This is a genomic window from Malikia granosa (assembly GCF_002980595.1).
GTDB classification, from domain to species: Bacteria; Pseudomonadota; Gammaproteobacteria; order Burkholderiales; family Burkholderiaceae_C; genus Malikia; species Malikia granosa.
The window spans coordinates 1-22,539 of the sequence record NZ_PVLQ01000043.1 but is presented as its reverse complement, the minus strand read 5'-3'; the positions used below and the strand labels follow the sequence as shown (position 1 = coordinate 22,539).

Below are 22,539 nucleotides of genomic sequence, written 5' to 3'. Positions count from 1 at the left end.
AAGGGAGACAAAAGGAGTCAAAAGGAGACGGTTCGGGATGGGCAAAGGGAGACAAAAGGAGTCAAAAGGAGACGCTTCGGGATGGGCAAAAGGAGACGCTCACTCCCGGATCAGCTCCACGTATAGGGCATCTACTCGGATTTTTCCGGCTGCCTGCAACGTCTCTTTCACCTTCCAAAAGGTGTTGCGGCTCTCAAAGTTGCAGCGTTCGCGCCAGTCGTCCAGCTTGACCCGCGCCCCTTCTGGATCAAGCCCCGAGCTGTCCAGGCGGTCGCGGTGTTCGTTGTATAGCTCCAGCAGTGCGGCCAGGGCCTTCGTCTGGTTCTTGCCGCGCCCCTCTCGCCCCGCCTTGGGTGGCGGCACGTAGTCGGTTGACTTCAACGCAGCGCCGAAAATCTGTTGCCCGTCCTCATCAACGAACGGCAACCCGACGCGATCCAGGCGGAACGAAAGTGGCTCGGGGGCTTCGGCGTCCTTCATCTTGGTCGTGTTTATCCGGATCGTTCCGGCCTCGTCGCGCTCGACCTGGTACTCAGCATCCAGCGCGCCTTTCAACGCCATAGCACCACGGGCGCGCGTCTTGTCGGCGTGACCTGTGTGGTGAACGATGAGGACACACGCCTTGAATCGGCCCTTCAAATGGGCGTCAAGGTTCGTGACAAAGGCGTTCATGTCGCTCGTGCTGTTTTCATCAGCCCCGCCGAAGTTGCGCGCCAGGGTGTCAATGACGATCAGGCGCGGGCTATGGCCACTGCCGGAAGCCAGGGCCTGCACGGACTGGCTCACCAGCTCGGCACTGGCGGCGTCGTACAGGGATGCTGAACGGTGGCTCACAAACAGGGGCGCGTCAGACAATGGCTGCTCGTTCAGAACCTCCCATGACTTGAAACGCTTTGCTAGGCCGTTGTGCCCTTCGCCGGCGATGTAGAACACCGCCCCGCGCTTGGTTTCCATGCCATGCCATTCGGACCCAGTGGCGACGGCGCAGGCCAGGTCGATGGCCAGGAATGATTTGCCGCACGCTGGATCACCGAACATCAGCGCCAGGCTGTCCGCTTCCAGGTAGCCCTTCACCAGCCAGTCAATCGGCTTCAGGTGGTGCAGCATGTCGCCCACGCGAGTAAACGCGAAGGCGTGCGGCGTGTTTTCCTTCGCCGGCTCTGCGGCCTGCTCGAAGGACTGCTCAGAGCTCAGTATCGCGGCCACAGCCTCCAGCCCCTCGGCTTGCTGAATGTCATTGATGTCGCCATTGCCAGGCATGTCGGCAGGCATGGCGACCCACGCGCAACCCAGCTCCTTTGCGGCGCTCTGGCACTGGGATTCCTTTCCACGGTCGGCCACGATCACCGGGCGGGCGCCTGCTGCTTTGGCTGCTGCGGCCACCTTGGTCTGATTGCCAGATCCGAAGGCCACCAGGGCGGGGCATCCGGTGGCGGCGTGCGCGGACCATGCCGCGCCGATGCCCTCAGCGATGTACGCGACCACGCCGGGGCGCAGTTCGCCCACGGTGAAAAACCCGCCGTCAAACCGGTGGCCAGGAAGGTTCAGCTTAGGGCCTCCATCCACAGGCGAAATGAATTGCAGCGTTGCAAGTTCACCATCAGGCTTGAATGCCGGGACGGTCAACCAGCCGCGCACGTCGTGCCAAACGTCATCCTTGTAGACGCGAACCGGCTTTGCGCTCTTGGGGTAAATGCCGAGCCCGTCAGTCCGCCCACCCTTGCGCACGATATATCCGTGATCTGGTGTCGCGGGAACACAGCGGGCCCAAACCTCAGCGGCCTTGTAGCGCGGCGCGCGCTCAGGCTCAGGCTTGCGCTGGGGCGCAGGCTGCGGGGTCACACGGCGCGGCGCATCATCTCGCCAGCCTTCCTCATGCGCCAGGTAAAAAAGTGTGCCGGCTGTTATGCCCTTCCCATCGCGGAACGAACGCCAGCGGGATCGGGTTGCAGACTGGCCCCCATAGTTTCCAGCGGTCGCGCTCCAGGCGTCGAAGTCCTCAAACTCCAGCCCTGCGGCCTTTGCCGCCATACCGATACGAACCCAGCGATTGCCATCGCAACCGGAGTCCATCGCCCACAGGGCATCTCTGGCTCGTTCAGCGTCGCAGATTGGAAGAAGGGCGGCGCTCATGCTTCACCCTCTTCGGTCTGCTCTGCTGGCGTTGCGAACGATCTGCAGATCGTCAGGTGTTTTTGGCCAGTGGCCGCGCTTCTGAATGAACGTCCCATTTGTTGAAAAGCATTTCAAAATGGCAAATCAATGGGACAACCACTATCAACTCAACAAATATTGCACGCATTCGCGCAAGCAAATACAATACAAACTTGAAAAGTCTAGGCATTGTGCTCGTCCCACCGTGCCGCACGCCCTCAGCAAGGTTCCAGCTTGCTGGGGGCTTTTCTTTTTGTGGCCAGCGCAACCGCAGGCCACGGGGAAAATTTACTACGAAACCGGCTTGCTTGCAAACGCCAGATACGGATCTTTTCATTACAAATCATATACTTGCGATATAAATTTTGAAAAACTACCTTGGTTTAAGCCTAGTTTTTTTGAACCCATCCGACCAAGTTTTTTTCATCGGTCTGGCGCTCGGCGGCCCTACCTAGTGACCGCGTACAGGCGCGAGCTCGCGCTCGAGGCCGGAGCCATGCTCCCCCGAGTCACCTGGGCTGTGATCTGTAGGGCACCCACCCCAGGCACGACGTATGCGCCCGTCGTGATGCTCAAGCATTGGCCCCGAACCGAAGTCGACCTGGGTCACCACGCCAGGCTCGAAACGCAGGTGCATGGTCGTGGCCACGGATTGCTCCTGGCAGACCTGCTATTACGGCGGTCAGTCACACTTGGGCTGATACACCGACAGCTTGCCCGAACGGATAGCCTCAGCCATCCTGGCCAGATCTGTGACCAGGGCATAGCGCCGCTTCGACTCGGGCTGCCCAAGGTCTTGCACCGGACAGGCGTAGACTTTCTCGTAGCGCAGCAGCCAGACCGTCTGGCCCGCGGTGTTCGTAAGCATGGCGCCATTGGCCATGGCTGCCTTGAGCAGTTCGTGCGCAGTGTCGCGTTCCTGCGTCTCGGCCTGAACCACCGCGGTTTCCTCCCGCTTGCGCAACTCGGCGCAGACATAGTTGGTCCAGTCCTTGTCGGATGCAATGAGCGAGCGCACATAGCCAAATGCGTACCTGGCCTTCAGGATCAGCGGCGCGGCACCCTGGACGATGTTGCCAAGCCGGTGCCCTGCCTTAGTGGCTTCGCTCATGAGCTTGTAGATGGCCCCCCTCTTGAGGCCTACCTTCTCGAGTAGCTGTAGGTCTTCCGGTAGCGGTTTCTCCTCGGCTTCTGGAACAGAAGGACCTGGGATCTGCTGACTGTCTTTAGACATTGTTGAAAGCCTAGAAGCGCCGGACATATTGTCCGACGCCGCGCGCGAGGTGGCCTGCTTGACTAGGCCCAGCGCCTCAAGGGCCTTTGGCGTGAGCCAGGTATCGGCGATTTGCATCCCGGAGCGTTTCTTCACCTGGTCGCGCCTGATCCAGCCCTTATCGGACAGGCTACCGAAAGTGCGCTGGATGGTCTTGTTGCATGTCTGAAGTGCCACAGCTAGCGTGCTGACCGCCACCCGGATGGACGCTGTCGGGTCTTGCGCACTGACGTTGCGCGTGATTCTGGCGAGCAGGCTGCGCTCGCGGTAGTTGAGCTCGTTCAACCCCCCGCCGTCGCATCCCATCACCCTGGCCAGGGCGGTGCGGATGGCAGGCGGAAAGTCCACGGCAGGCGCGTGCGCGCCTTCGAGGCTGGCAGTGGCCATAGTTACGGGCGTAGCTATCCGTGCCTATGCAATCCTGGCCTTGCTGCGCTAGAATCCACCTAACTTCTGGGTCTGGTGCGGTTTCTACTGCAGCTCTGGACCAGTCTTTCAAAGACCTTCAAAGCCTCGCTTCCCCAAGCGGGGCTTTGTCGTTTTACGGAGCGTTGATCAGTTCAGATCAGTTTGCTTCGCGCTCTCCTTCTTGAGTGTTGGTTTTTCAGTGTGAAAAATCTTACACGAAAACCCCGCCAAAACATTTTAGTCTTTGGGTTTTTGTTTCTTCATAAGTTGTTGATTTTATTGGTTTATTTAATCCAATAATCCCATGATCCCAAAGTACCATAATCCCATGGTACTGTGATACCAGTGTTTTTCGGGATATGATCTTCCACAGAGCAATCACTGGAGTAGCTTGTGGTGACGAAAGTTTGGGTTATGGCGAACCTCAAAGGTGGGGCCGGAAAGACGACTACTGCGGTCCACTTGGCAGTCGCCGCCATGATGAGAGGACTGCGTGTTGCGATAAGCGATACAGACACGAAAAACAACCAACAGTCCGCGACAGAGTGGGCTGCAATCCGCGGCACGATGGAGCCGCTGGTGGTGCCGATGGATGTCATCGACTTGCGCGACGCGGTCGGCAAAGCGAAGGAGGCCGGACTGGATCTCTTGGTCGTGGATACCGCACCGAACGCAGGCCCAGATGCTCGCGATGCTATCGAATGCGCCGACCTCGTCATCATCCCCGTCAAGCCCTCTTGGTTCGACCTGACTGCTGTACGTCACACGGTTGAAATTGTGCGAGAGACCGGGAAGAAGGCCATTATCGTGATGACCGAGGTTGACGGTCGCCAAAAAAACAACAATTCTATGGTGCGTGATGCACTGTTGATGACCGGCATTTCCGTAGCGGAAACCTCGATAAAAGACCGCGTTGCATACAAGAATGCGATCCCGAGGGGCCTCGCAGTGCAAGAATTTGAGCCCCGTGGTGAGGCTGCTGCGGATATCAATTCTCTAATCGAGGAGCTTCTCAAATGAGCAATCCTTTTATCACTGCTATCACTAAGCCAACCAAAGAAGAGCCCGTAGTCGAGAAGAAGAAGGTGAGGGAGTCGAGCGATACGATCCAGACATCCTTCCGGACTCTTGTCGAGAACCACAGAAAGCTCCGTGAACTTGCTGTCCGGGATGGGGTCACGATGAACGACATCATCAATGATGCACTGCGGATGTATTGCGACTCTCGCGGAGTACGTCTCAAAATGCCGCACTCTTCTTAATCCCATAGAATCACGGTCCCATAATCCCATAATCCCATAATCCCATAATCCCATAATCCCATAATCCCATAATCCCATAATCCCGAATTTAAGGTCGCCTTCAGGCGATATCTCGAGCAAGACGAGCTTCAAGAAAGCGACCAGACTGCCATCGAAAGAGATCTCCAAGTGACGGCACAAATCATCGCGTTCAGCAACCATAAAGGCGGCGCCGGCAAGACGCTGGGCAGCATGTCTTTGGCCGGCTTCTTGGCCAAACAGTACTCTGTTCTGGTCGTTGATGCCGATGAGCTTCAGACAGCAACCAGGTGGGCGCCCAGGCCGACGATGCCAAGCCGTTCCCGGCGTCCGTGGTCGGTTTGGCTGCCGCGGGTGGGAAAATTCATCGCGAGCTCCAGCGTTTGTCCGAGCAGTATGACTTCATCATCGTCGACTGTCCGCCGTCGGTGACCTCTCCCGTGCCGCAGTCGGTTCTGTTGGTTTCTGACCTGGTCATCATTCCAACCCGTCCCAGCTTGGCTGATATCTGGGGTGTCAAGGACACGTTGGGCCTCGTTGACAGGGCGAAGGTCTTCAACGAGAACCTCAAAGTTGCCTTCTTGGTGAATGCCTTGACTCCGCGTACCCAACTTGGGAAGGACTCGCTCGAGGTGTTGGAAACGATGCACGGGCATCTGTTCAAGGCCGTGTTCCGGCAGCGCCAGGCCTACGCGCAGAGCCTCGTTCTTGGTGGCACGGTGTTCAACGTGCCTGGCGCCAAGGAGGCGCAACAAGAGGTGACAGCCTTGGGGAAGGAAGTGCTGGCTTTGTTGGGCCAGAAGTAGCTGGAGGCTACTTTATGACATAAAATAAAACAATATTACGATAATCTCGTACAAGAATAGATTGATATGAACAGGCTCAAGGACAAAATGATGGCGGGGGCCCAGGCGCCTGATAAGTTCGCCGCTGCGGAAGCGGCGATGTCCACCGGAGGCCTCGTACCACCTACAGCAGCTGCTGGTACCCCAGCTCCGGCCCCCACAGCCCCAACGCTTGTGAAGGCAGTTGGGGCCAAACGCCCGCCTGGGAGCGGTCAGGCAGTGCGAGAGTCGCTTACTCTGCTGCCCGAGGAAAGCGCCATCATCGATAACCTGCGTCTCAGGCTGGCCACCGTAGGCGTCATTCCCAACCGCAGCGAACTCCTCCGCGCAGGCATCCTGGCCCTGAAGGACCTCGATGCGAAAGTTCTGGACGAGCTGTTGGGCAAGGTGCCTAAGCTCAAGCCCGGACGACCGAGCTAATTAGGTGCACGATATTACGATCATATGATATGACTAAACATTGGTCTGAAGACTCGTACTGGACAGAGGCAGCTGACCGTTACCGTGAGCAGCGAGAAGGCGGAGCGAGGCAGCTTGTTCTTGACCTCGAGGCGATAGAACGAGGTCTATACGACGGCGAGGGTCCTGCATATCGTGCCATGGAGGCGATGCTTTCGGTACACGAGCACGAAGGTATGGACGGCTACCGGGGTGCTCCACGGATTGTCTTGGCGCTGCTGCAAATACTCAGCGAGCAGGGTCTCAACACCAACCATAGCTGACCATGCCTGGAATCATTTACGTGTTGACCAACGAAGCCATGCCCGGTTTGGTGAAAATCGGCCTGACGACCGACAGCGTTGAATCTCGTATCGCCAACCTGAGCGGGACCAGCGGGGTACCGCTTCCCTTCGAGTGTCACTTTGCTGCTCAGATACCTGAAGCGGTCAACCTCGCCAAGCTCGAGAAGACCCTCCACCAACTGTTTGCCGACCATCGCATCAATCCCAAGCGCGAGTTTTTCAAGGTTGAGCCGGAGAAGGTGGTTTTGGCGCTGAGTATTGGTGGCTTCAAGGAAGTGACGCCGGGGAAGGCAGACATCGACCCAGTGGAAGTCCAGGCCATGGAAAAGGCAAAGGAGCAGCGCCGGTCGCGTATCAATATGGCTGCCTTGGGGATCAATCCGGGCGACACCCTTGTGCTCTCCCGGGATGAAGACGTCACGGTGACCGTCTTAGCCGGAGGTAAGGTCAGCTACAAGGGCGAGGTCTTGAGCCTGTCCGCTGCCGCACTGAAGGCTCTTCAGGCAATGGGCTACAAGGCGACTTCGGTCAGTGGATCGGACTACTGGATGTTCGAAGGCGAACTCCTGGACGAGCGGCGCATTCGTCTTGAAGCTGCGCAGTTCGAAGGGGCGGTCACTGAGGAAAGTCATTCGTAAAATAATAATACGGTATGACTAGATCCGAACTCATTCAGGCGCTGAACCAGCGTTTTCCAAGGCTCACGCAAGCAGAGGCAGCCGCAGCTGTGGCTGCCATGCTGGCAGCAGTCGATGAGACGCTTGCGTCTGGCGGTCGGGTAGAAATTCGAGGATTCGGATCATTTTCGATTCAGGTCCAGCCTCCACGGCTAGGTCGCAACCCCAAGACAGGAGAGTCGGTAGCAGTGCCGAGTAAGAAGAAGGTTCACTTCAAAGCCGGCCTAGCGCTGCGAGAGAGCGTTGATAGTGCTTGTGGGACTCGCGCTCCAAGCCGTCGCCTGTGATCTCTGGCCCGTAGGCGTAGTTCACTTTTTTTCGTGAAGCTATGTATAGACCCTCCTACCCAGCATGTTGCAAAATAGAAACCATATGCAAAGGGAAAATTTGATATGCAGCTGGTGATGGCCGCCGTGGTGCTCCCCTTGCAGGGTGAGAGCGAGAAATTTCAAGACCTGGAACTGTTGAAGCTGGCCAACTGCTGGCTGCAACGCAAGGCCGACGGCCACCAGGATAGCCTGCTGCTGGTGGGGGTTAACTTCGCGCAGGTGGAGGATTTGCAAAAGAGGTTGGCTCCCTTGGGTTTACGCGATGTAGACCTTGAGGTCATCACCGTGGCGGAAGACGAATACGTCGGGGATGAAATGGAGTCCGTCATGACTCGGTGGCTGGCGTCCAAGCACCTCTCGGCCGTTACTTTCCTCAAATGGAAGTCTCTGCTCGGGGATCTCGTTGCCCCTGATCTGAACTTTTGGTGGACGGGAGTAGAAGTCGAAGCTGGCGATGAGTACAGTTCGATCCTCGACGGCAGCGATAGCCTAGTGCCCGAAAGCTTCAGGAATCAGATACCGACCTGGCTTTCATTGCTGATGCACTGCTCTGGCTTTGGGCGCCTTGAGTCCGAACAGGTCAACTACGAAGCCTGTATGGAGGCTCTCGGGCTGGCTCGGTGGTTGCACGGCTACGAAGCAGTCTCAGGAAATAGTTACTTCGACTTCTGCTACTCGACGGCTGTGACCCAGTTTGACATCGACCCGATGCGGCTTGGTGAGGAGGTGTGGCGTAACTACGCCGACGACATCAGAGATGCCTTTTACGACGAGCACGCCACTCAGGAGGACCTGCGTGCCGCTGCACTCAGAGTGTGCCTGGCCAACAGGGCTCCCGACCTGGCCGGCACGTTGCGTGAGGCTTTCGGTGGTGCTACTCCCTTGCTATGGGCGCTCTATTCAGCTATCTGGCCTAACCTGACAGAGCCCAGCGACGAAGCGGCCCTTGATTTGGTCAACGGAAATCGTATTCTCAAGAGCGAACTTATGCCTCAGTGGGATTTTGTGAATGAGGGCTGGGGCGAGGTAAGCGATGACTGAATAGGCCCGTTCCATGGGGGTATGACCGCGAGCTTCTGTACGTGCGAGCGCCGTATTCGCCTTGAAGCCGAGTAGTTCGAAGTATTTGTCCTTTAGGAAATTTGGGCGTACGATAATATCATTATATGATATTGCTATATTTTGGAACTCAAAGAAGATTCACTTCAAAGCCTATCGTTGAGAAAGCGCGTCGATGGTTCGAGAGATTTGGTGATGCAGCTAGGAGCGAAGGTAATCTTCTGCTCGTTCGTCCAGCCTTTCTTTCACTTTCCGCCAGTCGGGCATATGCCTATCCAGTGTCGAGTAGAAGGCACGACTGTGGTTGTGATGTTTTAGATGGCAAACCTCATGTAGTAGGACGTAGTCAATTGCCTCCCTAGGCGCCCTTACCAGCCATGGATTCAGAGTGATACGCCCTGCAGACGAGCAGTTTCCCCACTGGCGTTTCATGAGCTGCAGTCGTAAAGGTGGGAGTTCAGGAACCCATTGCAATGGACCAACGATCACCGACAACCGCTGTGTGAAGACCTCTCGTGCACGATGGCGGTACCAAGCCTCTAGGGCTGACCTGATCCTCGCAGGATCGTGCGTTGGCACAGTCACGGTGATGAAGGCTCCACGCATACGTGCCTGAGTTGCGTTGGCCGAATCGACGATCACCTTGAGGCGGTAGCGTCGACCCAGGTAGTGCAGTGATTCACCACTGACGTATTCATGTGGAAGCACATGTTGCAGACGTGCCTTAGCGGCGCCGATGTGCTGGCTGATCCACCGGCATCGATTTCTCACAGCAGCCAAAACTTCAGCCAATGAAGCAGAGTTCGGCGCGTCAACCTGCACACGACCGTCAGGCTCTACGTGAATCGCAACGCGCTGTACGCTGCGGGAGGGCTGGCGTCGTATGGTGAAGACAATTTCCTCGTCACCATAAGCCACGCGATGCTGGGTAGCACTGTCCTGTACGTGCATGCTCAAAACTTGCTGAGACCTACACGGGTGATCTGAATGACTTGCTCTATGACTTGCTTGGCCTTATCGAGGCCCAAGCTGCCAAACAGCAATGGAAGCAAGCCCTTTCGGATGGCCGCTTCGATGTTCTGCGGGTTGAGGGAGTTTTCGGCCACTGCATCGCGCACGACGGTATCCATGGCCAGAGCTTGCTGTACATACCTTTCGACTGCTTCACCGCTGAGTGCGGCAAAGGCCTCTTCACCCAGCACCAGACGAATCGCGCCAAAGTAAGCCTTCGCGTGCGGCGTGTCTGCCAGTAGATCCGGCATGTCCGGGGTGGCACGGGCGTCTAGCTTCTCCTCGAAGGATTTGAATAGGGCATGCTGTTTCAGCGGATGGTCGAACATGGCCTCCGCTTCGGCGATGGCCTGACGCAGCAGTTCGCCAAACACCTTCTGCGCGTAGGGGTCGGCCGCCAGTTCCTGCTCGATGGTCTTGCGCAATCGAGTGCGGATCATGTCCGTCTCGTTGCGAGTTTTCTCTTCGGACCATTCTTCCGGCTTCTCTGCCTGGCCGAGCTGGTGTACCAGGTAAACCCCCTCGGGTTCGCGCACCTCAGTGCCTATGACCTGCTTGTCCACCAGCTTGCGGATTTGCTCTTCATAGATGCTGTAATCCACCGTCTCCATGGCATCGCGGCGGGCGGTCTGACGCAGCTCGGTGAAGAAGCGGAGGTCTGCCTTGTAACGGGCAATCTGTGCCTCGGAGAAGCTTTTGTCCTCGAAGAAGCTGCGCGACGAGAGCGCCGTCTGCAGGCACAGGCCGAAAGTGGTCAGTGCCTCGTAGAAGTCGTCTCGCAGCTTCTGACGCTCGTCGTACTCCTCGCCATCGCTACCCTTGACGAACTTCGGCGTCAGCATCTGGCGGTACTGCTCTCGGTCCAGCTTATTGGTTACCGCCTTGAAGAACGACCACAACCGATCATGCAGGGCCGGTAGGCGCTTGTATTCGGTGCTGAACTGGTGATACAGGCCTTCCAGGTCGCTGATGTCGAAGCCTCCTTGCGTGCGTGCTTCAAGGTCCTGGTAGCCTCGAATGGCTGTGTCGAGTTCCTTCAAGATGCCGCGATAGTCAACCAGCACGCCGTATCGCTTGGCGTCATGCAGGCGGTTCACTCGTGCCACAGCCTGGATCAGGTTGTGCCCTTTCAGGGGCTTGTCGATGTACAGAACCGTGTTGCGCGGCTCGTCGAAGCCGGTCAACAGCTTGTCCACGACGATCAGCAAGTCGGGGTCACCGTCAGTGCCAAAGTCATTCACCATCTGCTTCTCGTAGGCCTCTGCATCGTTGCCGCAGGTGGCCATGGCCTGCTTCCACCACTTCTGCACCTCGGGCAGCGTTTCCTCGTCCACCGCTGAGTTGCCTTCGCGCGTGTCCGGGGCTGAGATCACTACCGCACTGGTCACCAAACCGGTGTCATCCAAGGCCTTCTTGTAGCGGATGGCATCAAGCTTGCTGTCGGTGGCTACCTGGCCCTTCAAGCCCAGGTCAAGCTTCTTGATGTTCTCGTTGAAGTGGGTGGCAATGTCCCAGGCAATCAACTCGATGCGATTGGCAGCGCCGTAGATGGCGCCCTTCTTGGCGAACTTCTTCTTCAAGTCGGTGCGCTGAGCATCGCTGAGGTTGCTGGTGATCTTCTCGAACCAGCGGTTCACAGCCTCTTCGTTGATGTCCAGTTCCGGCACGCGCTCTTCGTACAGCAGTGGGGCTACGGTTTCATCCTCGACCGCACGCTGCATGGTGTAAGCGTGCACGATGGGACCGAACTTGTTGGCCGTCTTTTCGTTCTTGAGCAGGGGCGTGCCGGTGAACGCGATGTAGGCCGCCTTGGGCAGTGCCTTCTTCATGCGTTCATGCGTCTCACCGCCATGGCTGCGGTGGCCTTCGTCCACCAGCACGATCATGTCGGCGGAGTCATTGCGGCACTCCGGCAGTTTGGACGCTGTGTTGAACTTGTGCACCAGCGTGAAGATGATCCGTTCGTTGCCCTTGCCGAGGCGCCGTGCCAGGTCGCGGCCGGACAAGCTGCTGCTCTTCTCGCCATCTTTCTGTGTTGCGATGCTGGAGCCGAAGGCGCCGCCCGTCATGAAGTTGCGGGCGAGCTGGGTTTCCAGGTCGATACGGTCGGTCACCACGACCACGCGGCATTCCTTCAAGGCATCCACCAGCAACAGAGCCTTGGTCAGAAACACCATGGTGAAGCTCTTGCCCGATCCTGTGGTGTGCCACACCACGCCGCCCTCGCGGCCGCCGCCTTGCGATTCGGGCTTCTTCTGGCTGATGCGCGTCAGCAACGCCCGGATTCCAAAGAACTGCTGGTAGCGGGCCACGATCTTTCCCACCTTGCGGTCGAACAGCACATAGCCGCGCAGGAATTCGAGCAACCGCGCCGGCGTCAACAGGCTCACCAGCAGGCGATCCTGCTCTGTGGGCTGCATGGGGGCGCTCCACAGATTGTCGAAGTACGCCGCCAGCGCAGCAGGCTTGCCCTCGAACAGCGCCGCGCGCACTTCGGGCGTCAGCGACTTGTTCTTGAGCGCCTGCATGTGCGCCTCGTCAAACTCCTCTTCCCGCCACTTGGCCCAGAACTTGGCTGCCGTATGGGTGGTTCCGTAGCGCCCCTCGGTCTGGCTGATGGACAGCAGCAGCTGCGCATAGGCAAACAGGTTGGGAATTTCGTCTGGCCGCTGGTTACGAAGGTGTTGGCTTATGCCCTCAGTCACCATGGCCTTGGCTGGGTGACTCCCGCCGCCCGACTCGGGCCGTTTGGCCTCGATGACGACCAAGGGGATACCATTCACGTAAGCCACAACATCGGGCGTGCGGTGGTGCGTGCCCTGCGCTGCCAGCACCTCCAGCTCTTCGGTTACGTCCCAATGATTGGCACTGGCGTCAGCCCAGTCGATTACCGGGATAGTGGGCAGGTGCTTCTTGCCATCGGGCATGAACTCCGTCACCGTGATGCCCAGCGACAGCTTGCCGTACAGCCGCTCATTGGCGGGCATGAGCCCCTCAGCTAGGCTGAGGGCAGACAACTCCCGCACGATCTGGTCGATGCCGCTGGGCGACAGCGGATACCACTCGCCTTTGTATTCGTAGCGGCGGGTTTGCAGCACCTCGATTAGCCTGGCCTTGAGCAGCACCTCGCGCGTGCTGCCACGCAAGGCCAGAGCCTGTGATGTGGTCAGGAAGTTCCAGCCCAGGTTGCACAGCAGGTGCAGCGCGGGCAGGTGGGCGCTGTACTGCTCGAGGGAGTTAGGAGTAGCGCTCATATGACCGCGGTCGAAGCAGTTTGAGCCATTACGCGTTGAAGCAAAGCCCGCTTCTCGACGACGATGGCATCGATTGCGAGGTCGTACATATGCGCCACCTGGTCAGCCGTATCCAACAAGTCACAGATCGCGAGCTGTTCCGATCTGTCCATGGGGCATAGGAATCGGAACGACCGAAGGAAGTCGGCTGAGATTCGTTTCTGACCAGCAGAGCCTTCCATCTCTGCGGCCCCCCTATTCCGAAACTCTCGGCTTTGCAGGACTTGTGCTATTAAGCGCGGCTCAATCATTCCCTTCGGTCTGAGCACATGGAACTCTGTACTTCCAAAGCCCACGCCATTGGTCAGACCAGCCAACAGTGCCCCCTTACCGTTCTCGAAGCAAGGGGTGATCTTTGCCACCAGCAAGTCGCCGTCACTGAAGCCTGGGTGCCCAGTACAAACGTCTTGGTACTGCCTCTCTCTGCTTATATCAACGCGACCTTGTTCAGAAACGGCCTCCATCGGCAAGAACGAAACTCTGCCGTCCTCTGGCATCACGGGTCTTCGCGGATTCAGGTCTACTACATCGCCGAGTCGAAATAGCTTCCACGCCTTCGCCTGCTTACCTGACGACGCGTAGTGCGTTGGCGTAGGTAGAAGTCGATGGAGGAGCGCGCGTTTTTCAGCGCGGGAGTTTGCGGCGAGCTTTTCCAGAACCTGAGCGGCCTTGTCCCACAGGGCCAGCTTGGACGAGATGCGCTGCTGGTCTTCAAACCTTGGAATCACCACTGGAATCGCCGCAAAGTCGTCGAAATACAGCCTGAGGCGATCATCAGCCAGGCCATATGAGTAGGCCCACAGAAGATGCTGCATCCGTGGGGTGCGTAGCAGCTGTGCAATATAGGCAGGGTCAACATTGGCCCTTGGCTTGAGCACGATGTACGCTGGGCTGATCATGCCTTCACGGTCAGATAGTCCGAACGCTCCTTGCCACATCCGCATGGTGTTGTAAGCAATGTCACCTGGCTTGACGAGGAGGTGGTCCTCGGGCGCAAGCGCCGAGTCTTGTTTGCGGTCGAGGTCCTCTCGATTTACGAGACCTCTATTAAGAGTCACTGAAATCAACGGCACCTCTGCTCGTCCACGCTCTCGGCGGCTCTCAAACAAGTCGCCAAACCGACACTTTTTCAGATCATCAGGCACCATCGTGACCTCCCTTCTTCTTTGTTAGCTGCTTAGCCACCTTGCCTAACTCGGCCAAAGCACTTTCGTCCGTTGCCACCGTACCAAGAATACGCACTGCATATGCCTCTCCATCCGCCTCCAGCGCCGCACGCCGCTGCGCCGCGAATTGCTCGTACTCGCTCTGCGCATGGGCCACGGCCTGCTTGTGAGACACCTTGCCTGCACCCACCAGCACCTGGCGGTCGTTGAATCTGAGGAAGGCGTCGAGCTTCTCCGCCCAGTCCTTCAGGAAAATCTCTTTGCGGCGCGTAGCTTGGTCTTCGGCGAAGTCCAGCCACATGGTGACGATGCGGTTCAGCTCGGTGATCTCCTGCTCGTTTAGGTAGTTCTTGGCCACACCCACGTCGGCCTTTTGCACCTGGCCCTTGCGGGTGGTAGTGAGGCCCATGTTGGGTTGGGTATGATCGGCGCGATTGCGGATGATCTCGGCGGCCGTCTGGCCCGACACGGCGTAGTGCAGCTTGTTCTGGATGATGCGGAAAAAGGTCGTGGTCTCGGGCAGCGTGGGGGCGTAGTCAGCCGCCAGGGCAAAGATTTCACGCACCCGCAAGTACATGCGGCGCTCGCTGGCGCGGATGTCGCGGATGCGTTCCAGCAGTTCACCGAACCGGTCTGGCAGCACCGAGTCGCCTACGGGCGGGTTCTTCAGGCGTTCGTCATCGAGAACGAAGCCCTTGAGCAGGTACTCGCTCAAGTGGGCCGTGGCCCATTGCCTGAACTGGGTGCCGCGTGCAGAGCGCGCCCGGTAGCCCACAGCCAGGATGACTTCCAGGCTGTAAAAGCGGACGTTACGGCGGACCTGTCGGCCCCCCTCCTGGCGAACTTGTAAGCCGGACTTACAGGTTGTCTCGGGATCGGCTTCACCCTCAGCATAGATCGCTTTCACATGCTGGGTGATGTTCTGTGGCGTGCTCTGGAACAGCGAGGCGATTTCGGCCTGGCTGAGCCACAGCGAGCCATCTTCGGCCCGCATCTCGACACGGGTGAGACCATCTTCGGTGGTGTAGAGAACGAACTCGCCTTGGCTTTCGGCACTAATCGAACCGTCGAGGTCAACTGGCGCGTAAATCGCTGTGCTCGGGGCACTGGGCTTGTGAGCTTTACTCATAGCCCAGATCCTTCAGGTAGACGGCCATCTGGGCTTCCAGGCTGGCCAGCTCGGCCTTGAGCTGCTCGCGTTCTTTGCGCACGGCTATCAGGTCGATTTCGGCTTCTTCCTCGAAGGTGTCCACGTAGCGTGGGATGTTGAGGTTGAAGTCGTTCTCGGCGATCTCGGCAGGCGAGGCGAGGTAGGCGTACTTGTCGGCGCTTTGACGTGCTTGCGCTGTGTTCAAAATACGCTGCAGGTCGGCTTCGCGTAGCAGGTTCTGGTTCTTGCCAGCTTCAAAGTCGCGGCTTGCATCGATGAACAGCACCTTGTTGTCGGCCTTATTCTTGCGGAACACCAGCACGGCGGCCGGAATGCCGGTGCCGTAGAAAAGCTTTTCGGGCAGGCCAATCACCACGTCGAGCAGGTTCTCTTCAATAAGCTTCTGGCGAATGCGTCCCTCTGCCGCGCCACGGAACAGCACGCCGTGCGGCACGACGACGGCCATGCGGCCGGTGCCCGGCTTCATGGTCTCTATCATGTGCAAGATAAAGGCATAGTCGCCCTTGGTGCGCGGGGGAACGCCACGGCGGAAGCGGCTGAACTTGTCGGCATCAGCTCCTTCAAAACCCCACTTCTCCAGGCTGAAAGGCGGGTTGGCCACCACGATGTCGAAGTGCTTGAGGCTGGCAGTGCTGTCGAGCAACTTGGGGTTGCGAATGGTGTCGCCCCACTCGATGCGGTGGTTGTCCTCACCGTGCAGGAACATGTTCATCTTGGCCAGGGCCCAGGTACTGCCGATGGCTTCCTGCCCATAGAGGGCGTACTTGCGTGAGCCGGTGTTCTCGCGGATGAGGCGGCCGCACTTCATCAGCAGCGATCCGGAGCCACAGGTGGGGTCACAGATTTCGTCACCTTCTTGCGGCATCATCAGGCGTGCCATGAGCGTGGACACCTCTGGTGGGGTGTAGAACTCGCCAGCCTTTTTGCCGCTGGTGGACGCAAAGTTCTTGATGAGGAACTCGTAGGCGTTGCCGATCACGTCGAGCTGACCAACACGGCTGGGGCGCAAATCCAGCTCTGGCATAGCAAAGTCTTCCAGCAGGTGGCGCAGGATGTCATTCTTTTGTTGCTCGTCTCCCAGCTTGTTGGAGTTGAAGCTGATGTCCTGGAACACATCGCGCAGCTTGGTGATGTTGGCCTCTTCGATGGCGTGCAGCGCCTTGTCGATGCGTTCGCCGTTGCCGGGGCTGTGCCGCAGGGTGTGCAGTGCATAGAAGCTCGCGCTGGCTGGCAGCACGAAACGCTCGTTCTTCAGCATTTCCGCGATTAGCTCGGGATGGTCGCCATACTGCTTCTTGTAGGCGTCGTAGTGGTCCTGCCAGACATCCGACACGTACTTCAAGAACAGCATCGTCAGCACGAAGTCCTTGTAAATGCTGGGATCCACGGTGCCTCGGAAGGTGTCGCAGGCATTCCAGACGGCGGCGTTAATCGTGTCTTGGCTGACAGCAGCGGTTTGCATGACGGTGGCGTTCATGGTGTTCTGAGTTTTGAGGTTGTTTAGTGCGAAGCCTGGGCCGACTGGGCGAGGTCTTCGGCGAGTGCCTGAAGTTGGCGCTCTCGGTTGTGGATGAGTTGGTATAGGGCTCTGCGTTCTTTGCGCGCGAGTTCGGCCAGCGCCACGACTCGATGCTGGTCTACCAAAGGCGGCACGCTAAGGCTCAGCGACTCCAGCACGGGCCGGCGGATGCTGAGCTGGCTACTGCCCTCTGCCGCTTGCTGGAGCTGTCGCTGGAATGGCGGCTGGTTGATCTGCCAGGCTAAGAAGGCGGGCAACAGCGGCCCTTGCGGGGCAACCTCGAGATGGAAAAAGTGGGGGCTACAGACCGCAGGGTTTGGGGGCTCGTCGATACAGACGGCATAGAAGCGCGCGCCCTTGGAGACAAACAGCACATCACCGGCCTTGAGCCAGTCTGGCTCCTTACGACCCGCCAGTGAGGTGCGAATGACACCGGGCCAGCTGACGCCCCTTTCGAGGTCCACATCCTTCATCTGAACGGCCAGGACGTCACCCTTGGCCGACTCTTCGATGGAACCGCGAAAGGGGTAGCCGGACCGGACGGTAGCTACGGAGCCTAGTGGAAAAAAAACAGCATCAATCGACATGATGCATAAATTATCGCTTGACTCAGTGGTTTTTGTCAAGCAAAATCCAACATCTAAATCGCATCAAACGCATTGATGCAATTTAAATCAGTGAGGATACATATGCCAGAGAAGCACCAGATCATTTTTTACCCAGTAGGCAACGGCGACACGTCACAGCTCGTGCTCAGCCAAGGACGTCGGGTGTTGTTCGACTTCTGCCACCGCAAAAAGGCCGATAGCGAGGAGCTACCCGAGATCGATCTGAAGAAGCGGCTCAAGGAAGAGCTGGACGCTGCGGAGCGCGACTACTTTGACGTGGTGGCGTTCACCCACGCTGATGCTGACCATATTCAGGGCAGCACCGAGTTCTTCGAACTGCAACATGCGGCCAAGTACCAGGGTGCAGGCCGCATCAAGATCCGGCAACTTTGGGTGCCGGCCGCGATGATCCTGGAGAGTGCGTCCCACGACAAGCAAAGTGAAGAGTTCGTCATCCTCCGGCAGGAAGCCCGCCATCGTCTGCTCGAGGGCAAGGGCATCCTGGTCTTTTCGAAGCCGCAGGCACTGGTGGACTGGCTCGTTCCAAAGCTCAAGGAGAGGGGCGAGGCGGCCAACGCTCGTGACCATCTGTTCATCGACGCTGGCAAGCTGGTGCCCGGCTTCAGCCTGTCGGCCGACGGCGCTGAGTTCTTCTGCCACTCGCCCTTCGTGAAGCACTATGAGAATGGCGACTTCATCCGGAACTCAGCCGCTTTGGTCTTCAACGTCCGACTGTCGGTAGGCACCAGCACCTTCGACTACCTCGAAGTCGGGGATGCGCACTGGGAAGACTTGGAGGACATCGTGAGCATCACGAAGTTCCACAAGAACGACGATCGTCTAGCCTGGGACCTGATCAACATCCCTCACCATTGCAGCTACCTGTCGCTCAGCGATGATAAGGACGAGAAAGAGACCAAACCAAAGCCGCTGGTGAAGGAACTGCTGCTGGCAGGCAAGCGCGACTCGTATATCGTCAGTTGCAGCAAACCGGTCGTGGACGTGAAAGATTCCTACGGCCAGATCCAGCCGCCCCACATCCAGGCGCGCAAGGCCTACGAGCGGTACTTGAAGGAGGTGAAGGGCCGCAAGTTCCTCGTGACCATGGAGGAGCCCAACGCCACGAAGCCTGAACCCTTGGTGTTCGACGTGACCGCCAGCGGCGTGTCCTGGACAAAGACGGCACTGATAGGCGCCCCCGCCATCGTGGCCAACCGACCGTCGCGAGCCGGGTGATGAGCGAGGAGTTCTACGAGCTGGCCGGCTTCAGGGAAGTGGCTCACCCTGAGATGCTGGTCCTGCGCCGTGCGCAGGACTTGGTCGCTGCAGTGCGAAATGCGGCCGATTACACGCTGGTGCAGTTGCTGTCGCGCATGATGCCAGATGCAGGGCGGATCGAGGTCCTGGTCGTTGACATCGAGTGTGATGGTGTGCCGTCCAGGAACCCTGCGGGCATCCAGTACCGTGAACGCCTTGCCCTGCGGGTACCGGAGGATCCGGCGGCACTGGTCGAGGTGCTTGCGCTTCGCAAGTCGTTCCCAGTGCTGATCCACCAGAACCAAGGCACGCGCGATTTGGCGGCCAGCCTTTGCCTGTACTTCGAGCCTACCCCGACCGTGACGAGGACGTGGACGCCACAACGGTTCCTGCGTCGCATCCAGTGGTGGTTGGAGCAAAGCGCCAAGGGCGAACTACACCCGGCCGACCAACCCGTGGAGCACTTGTTTTTCGCTTCCAAGTTCGAGCTCGTGCTGCCATGGAACCTCGACGCACTTCGGAACGCTGGCGACGTGAAGATGACCGTCGTGCGTAGCTCGGTCAGGCCAGACGGCGGTGGCACCTTCTTCTTGAAGCCTGTCGGCGACCGTAACAGCGTGCCAACGAACTTGGCATCGCACATCGAATTGCCGCTCCCTCCCGTGGTGCAGGGCTTTATTGAGCGTGATCCCACGACCCTCGGTGATCTGTCGGACCTGCTGGCCAGGAGAGGGGTGGAGCTGTTGCCGCAGCTGATTGCGGCGCTGAGCGATGGCGTTGGAAGCGCGGGCGTACCTGTTGGTGCCACTAACTCCTTCGTGGTGATCATCCTGCATATCCCTATGCTGCGCGAAGCCGGCGGCGAGGTGCAGCGAATTGCCCGCCGTGCCTTTCTGATCCAAGGTGATTTGCACCAGTTAGGCGTGAAGGCCGGAGCCCTGTACCTGCACGACCGGCGCTACTTCGTTGAAGTTCAGGGGTCCGTCCTGGCGCGAGATCCGGCAACCGAGTGGAAGAGCGAACCCGTCTTTCCGATGGACGTGCTGCAGTTCCCTGATGGCGCTGCCGCGCGCAAGCAGTCCAGCCTCAACGATGAAGGACCGCGCGGTGCGCTGGTTGGGGCGGGCTCGCTCGGTAGCTCCATGCTGAACCTGTGGATCCGCGCCAGATGGGGCTGTTGGTCGATCATCGACAAGGACCATGTCAAGCCGCACAACTTGGTCAGACACGTCGCATTCGCACAGCATGTCGGAGAGCTCAAGTGTGACGTTGTGGCGGAGCTGAGTGGTGCAGCCACCGAGGGAGCTGCCAAAGTCACCTCAGTCAGAGGAGACGCATGCGACCTCAGCGCCACAGCCGTGCAGGAGGCACTGACGAATGCCGAGTTGGTGGTAGACGCGTCGGCTGCTCTCGAGTACCCGCGTCAAGCCAGCTTCCAGGACAAGCTGCCGCGGCACGCCACGGTGTTTGTAACGCCCAACGGCAACGGGTCGGTCTTGATGCTTGAAGACCAGGGCCGCGCCGTGCGTCTACGTACATTGGAAGCCCAGTATTACCGCACTCTGATTCGCCACGCCTGGGGCGCCAAGCACCTGGAAGGCAACCTCGGAACGTACTGGAGCGGAGCAGGTTGCCGGGACATCTCGGTAGCCATGCCGTACTCGCGCATTGCAGTTCACGGCAGCACGTTGGCCGAGCAAGTTATGTTGCGCAGCCGCTTTGAGGAGGCCTTCATCCGGATCTGGGACCGCGACCCCGAGACCGGAGGCGTCTCGGTCTATGACGTGAATCCGGCTGCCGAGCACTGCCTAAAATTTGGTGAGCTGACTGTCTTCTACGACGAGGGATTGACGGCACACCTGAAGTCGCTGCGACTTGCCGCCCTGCCGAATGAAACCGGTGGTGTATTGCTGGGCTACCACGACTTCAACGTTGGGGCCATCGTGCTCGTCGATGCGCTGCCAGCGCCTTCGGGCAGTCTAGCAAGCCCTGGCGCCTTCGAGCGTGGAACAGACGGCATGCTGCAGGCTGTCCAAGAGGCTTCGGCACGAACCGCGGAGATCGTTGGTTACGTTGGCGAATGGCATAGCCATCCTACCGGACACTCAGCCACGCCTAGCCGAGATGATCTGGTCCAACTGGTAGAGATCAGTCTGGGCATGCATGGCGACGGGCTCCCTGCGCTTCAACTCATCGTGGGAGAGGATGACATTCGAGTTCTCCAAGGGATGGTGAGATCGTGACCGCTTCTTACAAGCCCATCGCGTTAGCTTTGTCAGGTGGCGGCATCAGGGCCATGGTGTTTCACCTCGGCGTCTTGAGGCACTTTGCTGAGCGAGGTCTGCTGGACTCCGTCGAACGGATCTCCACGGTATCAGGGGGTAGTCTGCTGGTCGGACTGCTGCTTCAGCAGAACGGAATGCGCTGGCCGACTTCCGAGCGATTTCTGTCGCACTCGTTACCCTCACTGCGAGGGGCGCTGTGCGCGCGCAGCCTTCAGTGGGGTGCGGTACGACAGCTGGGAAACCCGCTCAACTGGCGGTTCCTGCTCTCTCGAGCCAATCTGCTGGCACTGACGCTTCGGCATGAATGGCAGGTTACAGCCACCCTCTCCGATCTACCTGAGCTGCCGGAATGGTCGATCAACGGGACCACCGCTGAAAGCGGAAAGCGGTTCCGCTTCAAGCGCCGCGACATTGGTGAATACACATTGGGCTACGCCTCGGCAATGCACTTTCCATTGGCGAGTGCGTTGGCAGTCTCTGCAGCCTTTCCCGGCGGCTTTGGCCCCTTGACTTTAGAGACAGGCCTCTATGAATGGCGAAGGCGCGAGTGGGATGCACCCGTTGAGGCTGCCGAGCCAACGACCCCAGCATTTCATCGGCTGCATCTCTACGACGGTGGCATTTACGACAACATGGGTCTAGAGCCCTTCTTTGACGCAGGCCGCCAGGTGCCAAAGCAAGAGGGCTGCTACCTGGTCTGCTCTGATGCTGGTGCGCCATTAGCACCGGGTTTTGACATGGGGCCACTCAATGCTTTTCGACTCAAGCGCATTGCTGACATCATGTCGGACCAAGCGCGCTCACTGCGCGTACGCACTCTGGTGCATTACCTCCGGCAGGAACCGTCATTCGGCTCCTACCTGAACATCAATACGCCAGTTTCGTCGAATAAGAAATGCCAATCGGCAGAGTTCGCCTCTTCATTCCCAACGACCTTACGCCGCCTGCACTGCGACGATTTTGACAAGATCGCCGCCCACGGATTTGCGGTTACGGAGCGCGTTCGGACGGAGTATGGACTGCTGTGATGTGTAGCGCGTGGTCAGCACACGCTGCTAAAGCTCAACGCGGTGCACCGGTTCGTCGTGACGGTGCTGCTGGGCACCAATACGGTGGTGTCTGGTGAAAAGACCCTGAGCGATTTCCACTGGACGCCGAGCGGCGCATATATGGCAAGCAAGTAGGTCATCGTCAGGGCGGCATCCGAAGGGGTTTCAACGTGCGTGAAAGTCAATCTCACATGAAACATCAATGGTCCCTTGATGCGCTATACCTATTTGGCCCTGCCTACGTCATCGTGACAGCGGGGCTCGCGGCGATGCAGAGGTACATACATGAGAGGTAAGACATGCAACGGTTCATTCCCGAGGTCATGGATCTGATTGAGGCATTAGCAGATATCGCCACTTCCTTGAAACCGCCTATGACTAAAGAGGCTGATACTAAGTTTTCTGAAAGAAT

The 22,539-nt window shown here is 58.5% G+C and carries 19 protein-coding genes and 1 pseudogene; 11 read left to right on the top strand and 9 right to left on the bottom strand.

Features of this window, described 5'->3' with window-relative positions; genetic code table 11:
* Nucleotides 1-99: 99 nt before the first annotated feature.
* The 3 genes from C6P64_RS12420 to C6P64_RS12415 form a co-directional block, all read right to left on the bottom strand.
* Nucleotides 100-2,133: an AAA family ATPase gene (locus C6P64_RS12420; RefSeq protein WP_105748883.1), complete on the bottom strand. Its 2,034-nt coding sequence runs from the start codon at nucleotides 2,131-2,133 to the stop codon at nucleotides 100-102.
* A gap of 52 nt (nucleotides 2,134-2,185) precedes the next feature.
* Nucleotides 2,186-2,491: a hypothetical protein gene (locus C6P64_RS17975; RefSeq protein WP_146115916.1), complete on the bottom strand. Its 306-nt coding sequence runs from the start codon at nucleotides 2,489-2,491 to the stop codon at nucleotides 2,186-2,188.
* Nucleotides 2,492-2,836: 345 nt separating this feature from the next.
* Complete coding sequence (locus C6P64_RS12415) at nucleotides 2,837-3,814, bottom strand: hypothetical protein (RefSeq protein WP_105748882.1); 978 nt, start codon at nucleotides 3,812-3,814, stop codon at nucleotides 2,837-2,839.
* 435 nt (nucleotides 3,815-4,249) lie between these two features.
* Between C6P64_RS12415 and C6P64_RS12410 the strand changes: the two genes are divergently transcribed.
* The 8 genes and pseudogenes from C6P64_RS12410 (at nucleotide 4,250) to C6P64_RS12370 (ending at nucleotide 8,750) form a co-directional block, all read left to right on the top strand.
* A complete protein-coding gene (locus C6P64_RS12410) occupies nucleotides 4,250-4,855 on the top strand; it encodes a ParA family protein (protein WP_105748881.1) in 606 nt (201 codons plus the stop codon).
* Nucleotides 4,852-5,097 carry a hypothetical protein gene (locus C6P64_RS12405; protein ID WP_105748880.1) on the top strand — a complete coding sequence of 82 codons (246 nt, stop codon included), beginning with the start codon at nucleotides 4,852-4,854 and terminating at the stop codon, nucleotides 5,095-5,097. Before C6P64_RS12410 ends, C6P64_RS12405 begins: the two co-directional genes overlap by 4 nt.
* A gap of 168 nt (nucleotides 5,098-5,265) precedes the next feature.
* Nucleotides 5,266-5,391, top strand: a pseudogene (locus C6P64_RS18790) (AAA family ATPase); the annotation flags it as partial.
* Nucleotides 5,392-5,405: 14 nt separating this feature from the next.
* The gene (locus tag C6P64_RS12395) at nucleotides 5,406-5,921 is read left to right on the top strand and encodes an AAA family ATPase (RefSeq protein WP_105748878.1); all 516 of its coding nucleotides are present in this window, start codon (nucleotides 5,406-5,408) and stop codon (nucleotides 5,919-5,921) included.
* A 66-nt stretch (nucleotides 5,922-5,987) separates the two neighbouring features.
* Complete coding sequence (locus tag C6P64_RS12390) at nucleotides 5,988-6,380, top strand: hypothetical protein (protein ID WP_105748877.1); 393 nt, start codon at nucleotides 5,988-5,990, stop codon at nucleotides 6,378-6,380.
* Nucleotides 6,381-6,702: 322 nt separating this feature from the next.
* On the top strand, nucleotides 6,703-7,341 hold the full coding sequence (locus C6P64_RS12380) for a GIY-YIG nuclease family protein (protein WP_245911718.1): 639 nt from the start codon (nucleotides 6,703-6,705) through the stop codon (nucleotides 7,339-7,341).
* Nucleotides 7,342-7,355: 14 nt separating this feature from the next.
* Nucleotides 7,356-7,667 (top strand): HU family DNA-binding protein, encoded by a 312-nt coding sequence (locus tag C6P64_RS12375; protein WP_105748874.1) that lies wholly within the window; start codon nucleotides 7,356-7,358, stop codon nucleotides 7,665-7,667.
* A 105-nt stretch (nucleotides 7,668-7,772) separates the two neighbouring features.
* Complete coding sequence (locus tag C6P64_RS12370; RefSeq protein WP_105748873.1) at nucleotides 7,773-8,750, top strand: hypothetical protein; 978 nt, start codon at nucleotides 7,773-7,775, stop codon at nucleotides 8,748-8,750.
* A 219-nt stretch (nucleotides 8,751-8,969) separates the two neighbouring features.
* Here C6P64_RS12370 and C6P64_RS12365 read toward each other — a convergent pair whose 3' ends face one another.
* Genes C6P64_RS12365 through C6P64_RS12340 form a run of 6 tightly spaced genes read right to left on the bottom strand, consistent with a single transcriptional unit; the run spans nucleotide 8,970 to nucleotide 17,554 of the window.
* Nucleotides 8,970-9,719 (bottom strand): M48 family metallopeptidase, encoded by a 750-nt coding sequence (locus C6P64_RS12365; RefSeq protein ID WP_105748872.1) that lies wholly within the window; start codon nucleotides 9,717-9,719, stop codon nucleotides 8,970-8,972.
* A 2-nt stretch (nucleotides 9,720-9,721) separates the two neighbouring features.
* Complete coding sequence (locus C6P64_RS12360) at nucleotides 9,722-13,033, bottom strand: type I restriction endonuclease subunit R (RefSeq protein WP_105748871.1); 3,312 nt, start codon at nucleotides 13,031-13,033, stop codon at nucleotides 9,722-9,724.
* Nucleotides 13,030-14,220 (bottom strand): restriction endonuclease subunit S domain-containing protein, encoded by a 1,191-nt coding sequence (locus C6P64_RS12355; RefSeq protein WP_146115915.1) that lies wholly within the window; start codon nucleotides 14,218-14,220, stop codon nucleotides 13,030-13,032. The genes C6P64_RS12360 and C6P64_RS12355 overlap by 4 nt, the downstream gene beginning before the upstream one ends.
* A complete protein-coding gene (locus tag C6P64_RS12350) occupies nucleotides 14,210-15,367 on the bottom strand; it encodes a virulence RhuM family protein (protein WP_146115914.1) in 1,158 nt (385 codons plus the stop codon). Before C6P64_RS12350 ends, C6P64_RS12355 begins: the two co-directional genes overlap by 11 nt.
* Nucleotides 15,360-16,886, bottom strand: a complete 1,527-nt coding sequence (locus C6P64_RS12345; protein WP_245911717.1) for a type I restriction-modification system subunit M — start codon at nucleotides 16,884-16,886, stop codon at nucleotides 15,360-15,362. Before C6P64_RS12345 ends, C6P64_RS12350 begins: the two co-directional genes overlap by 8 nt.
* Nucleotides 16,887-16,909: 23 nt before the next feature.
* A complete protein-coding gene (locus C6P64_RS12340) occupies nucleotides 16,910-17,554 on the bottom strand; it encodes a restriction endonuclease subunit S (protein WP_245911716.1) in 645 nt (214 codons plus the stop codon).
* A gap of 63 nt (nucleotides 17,555-17,617) precedes the next feature.
* Between C6P64_RS12340 and C6P64_RS12335 the strand changes: the two genes are divergently transcribed.
* From C6P64_RS12335 to C6P64_RS12325, 3 genes are read left to right on the top strand one after another with little or no spacing between them, the layout of a single operon-like run.
* Nucleotides 17,618-18,772, top strand: coding sequence for an anti-phage 6A-MBL system MBL-fold protein (locus tag C6P64_RS12335; protein WP_105748868.1), 1,155 nt, complete (start codon nucleotides 17,618-17,620; stop codon nucleotides 18,770-18,772).
* Nucleotides 18,772-21,036, top strand: a complete 2,265-nt coding sequence (locus C6P64_RS12330; protein ID WP_105748867.1) for an anti-phage 6A-MBL system cap2_3 protein — start codon at nucleotides 18,772-18,774, stop codon at nucleotides 21,034-21,036. Before C6P64_RS12335 ends, C6P64_RS12330 begins: the two co-directional genes overlap by 1 nt.
* Nucleotides 21,033-22,106, top strand: coding sequence for a patatin-like phospholipase family protein (locus C6P64_RS12325; RefSeq protein ID WP_211296846.1), 1,074 nt, complete (start codon nucleotides 21,033-21,035; stop codon nucleotides 22,104-22,106). The genes C6P64_RS12330 and C6P64_RS12325 overlap by 4 nt, the downstream gene beginning before the upstream one ends.
* Nucleotides 22,107-22,539 lie beyond the last annotated feature (433 nt).

Excerpts from the sequence above, each read along its gene's own strand:
- C6P64_RS12420 (WP_105748883.1), bottom strand. The coding sequence starts at position 2,133 with ATGAGCGCCGCCCTTCTTCCAATCTGCGACGCTGAACGAGCCAGAGAT.
- C6P64_RS17975 (WP_146115916.1), bottom strand. The coding sequence starts at position 2,491 with ATGAAAAGATCCGTATCTGGCGTTTGCAAGCAAGCCGGTTTCGTAGTA.
- C6P64_RS12415 (WP_105748882.1), bottom strand. The coding sequence starts at position 3,814 with ATGGCCACTGCCAGCCTCGAAGGCGCGCACGCGCCTGCCGTGGACTTT.
- C6P64_RS12410 (WP_105748881.1), top strand. The coding sequence starts at position 4,250 with ATGGCGAACCTCAAAGGTGGGGCCGGAAAGACGACTACTGCGGTCCAC.
- C6P64_RS12405 (WP_105748880.1), top strand. The coding sequence starts at position 4,852 with ATGAGCAATCCTTTTATCACTGCTATCACTAAGCCAACCAAAGAAGAG.
- C6P64_RS12390 (WP_105748877.1), top strand. The coding sequence starts at position 5,988 with ATGAACAGGCTCAAGGACAAAATGATGGCGGGGGCCCAGGCGCCTGAT.
- C6P64_RS12375 (WP_105748874.1), top strand. The coding sequence starts at position 7,356 with ATGACTAGATCCGAACTCATTCAGGCGCTGAACCAGCGTTTTCCAAGG.
- C6P64_RS12370 (WP_105748873.1), top strand. The coding sequence starts at position 7,773 with ATGCAGCTGGTGATGGCCGCCGTGGTGCTCCCCTTGCAGGGTGAGAGC.
- C6P64_RS12365 (WP_105748872.1), bottom strand. The coding sequence starts at position 9,719 with ATGCACGTACAGGACAGTGCTACCCAGCATCGCGTGGCTTATGGTGAC.
- C6P64_RS12360 (WP_105748871.1), bottom strand. The coding sequence starts at position 13,033 with ATGAGCGCTACTCCTAACTCCCTCGAGCAGTACAGCGCCCACCTGCCC.
- C6P64_RS12355 (WP_146115915.1), bottom strand. The coding sequence starts at position 14,220 with ATGGTGCCTGATGATCTGAAAAAGTGTCGGTTTGGCGACTTGTTTGAG.
- C6P64_RS12350 (WP_146115914.1), bottom strand. The coding sequence starts at position 15,367 with ATGAGTAAAGCTCACAAGCCCAGTGCCCCGAGCACAGCGATTTACGCG.
- C6P64_RS12345 (WP_245911717.1), bottom strand. The coding sequence starts at position 16,886 with ATGAACGCCACCGTCATGCAAACCGCTGCTGTCAGCCAAGACACGATT.
- C6P64_RS12335 (WP_105748868.1), top strand. The coding sequence starts at position 17,618 with ATGCCAGAGAAGCACCAGATCATTTTTTACCCAGTAGGCAACGGCGAC.
- C6P64_RS12330 (WP_105748867.1), top strand. The coding sequence starts at position 18,772 with ATGAGCGAGGAGTTCTACGAGCTGGCCGGCTTCAGGGAAGTGGCTCAC.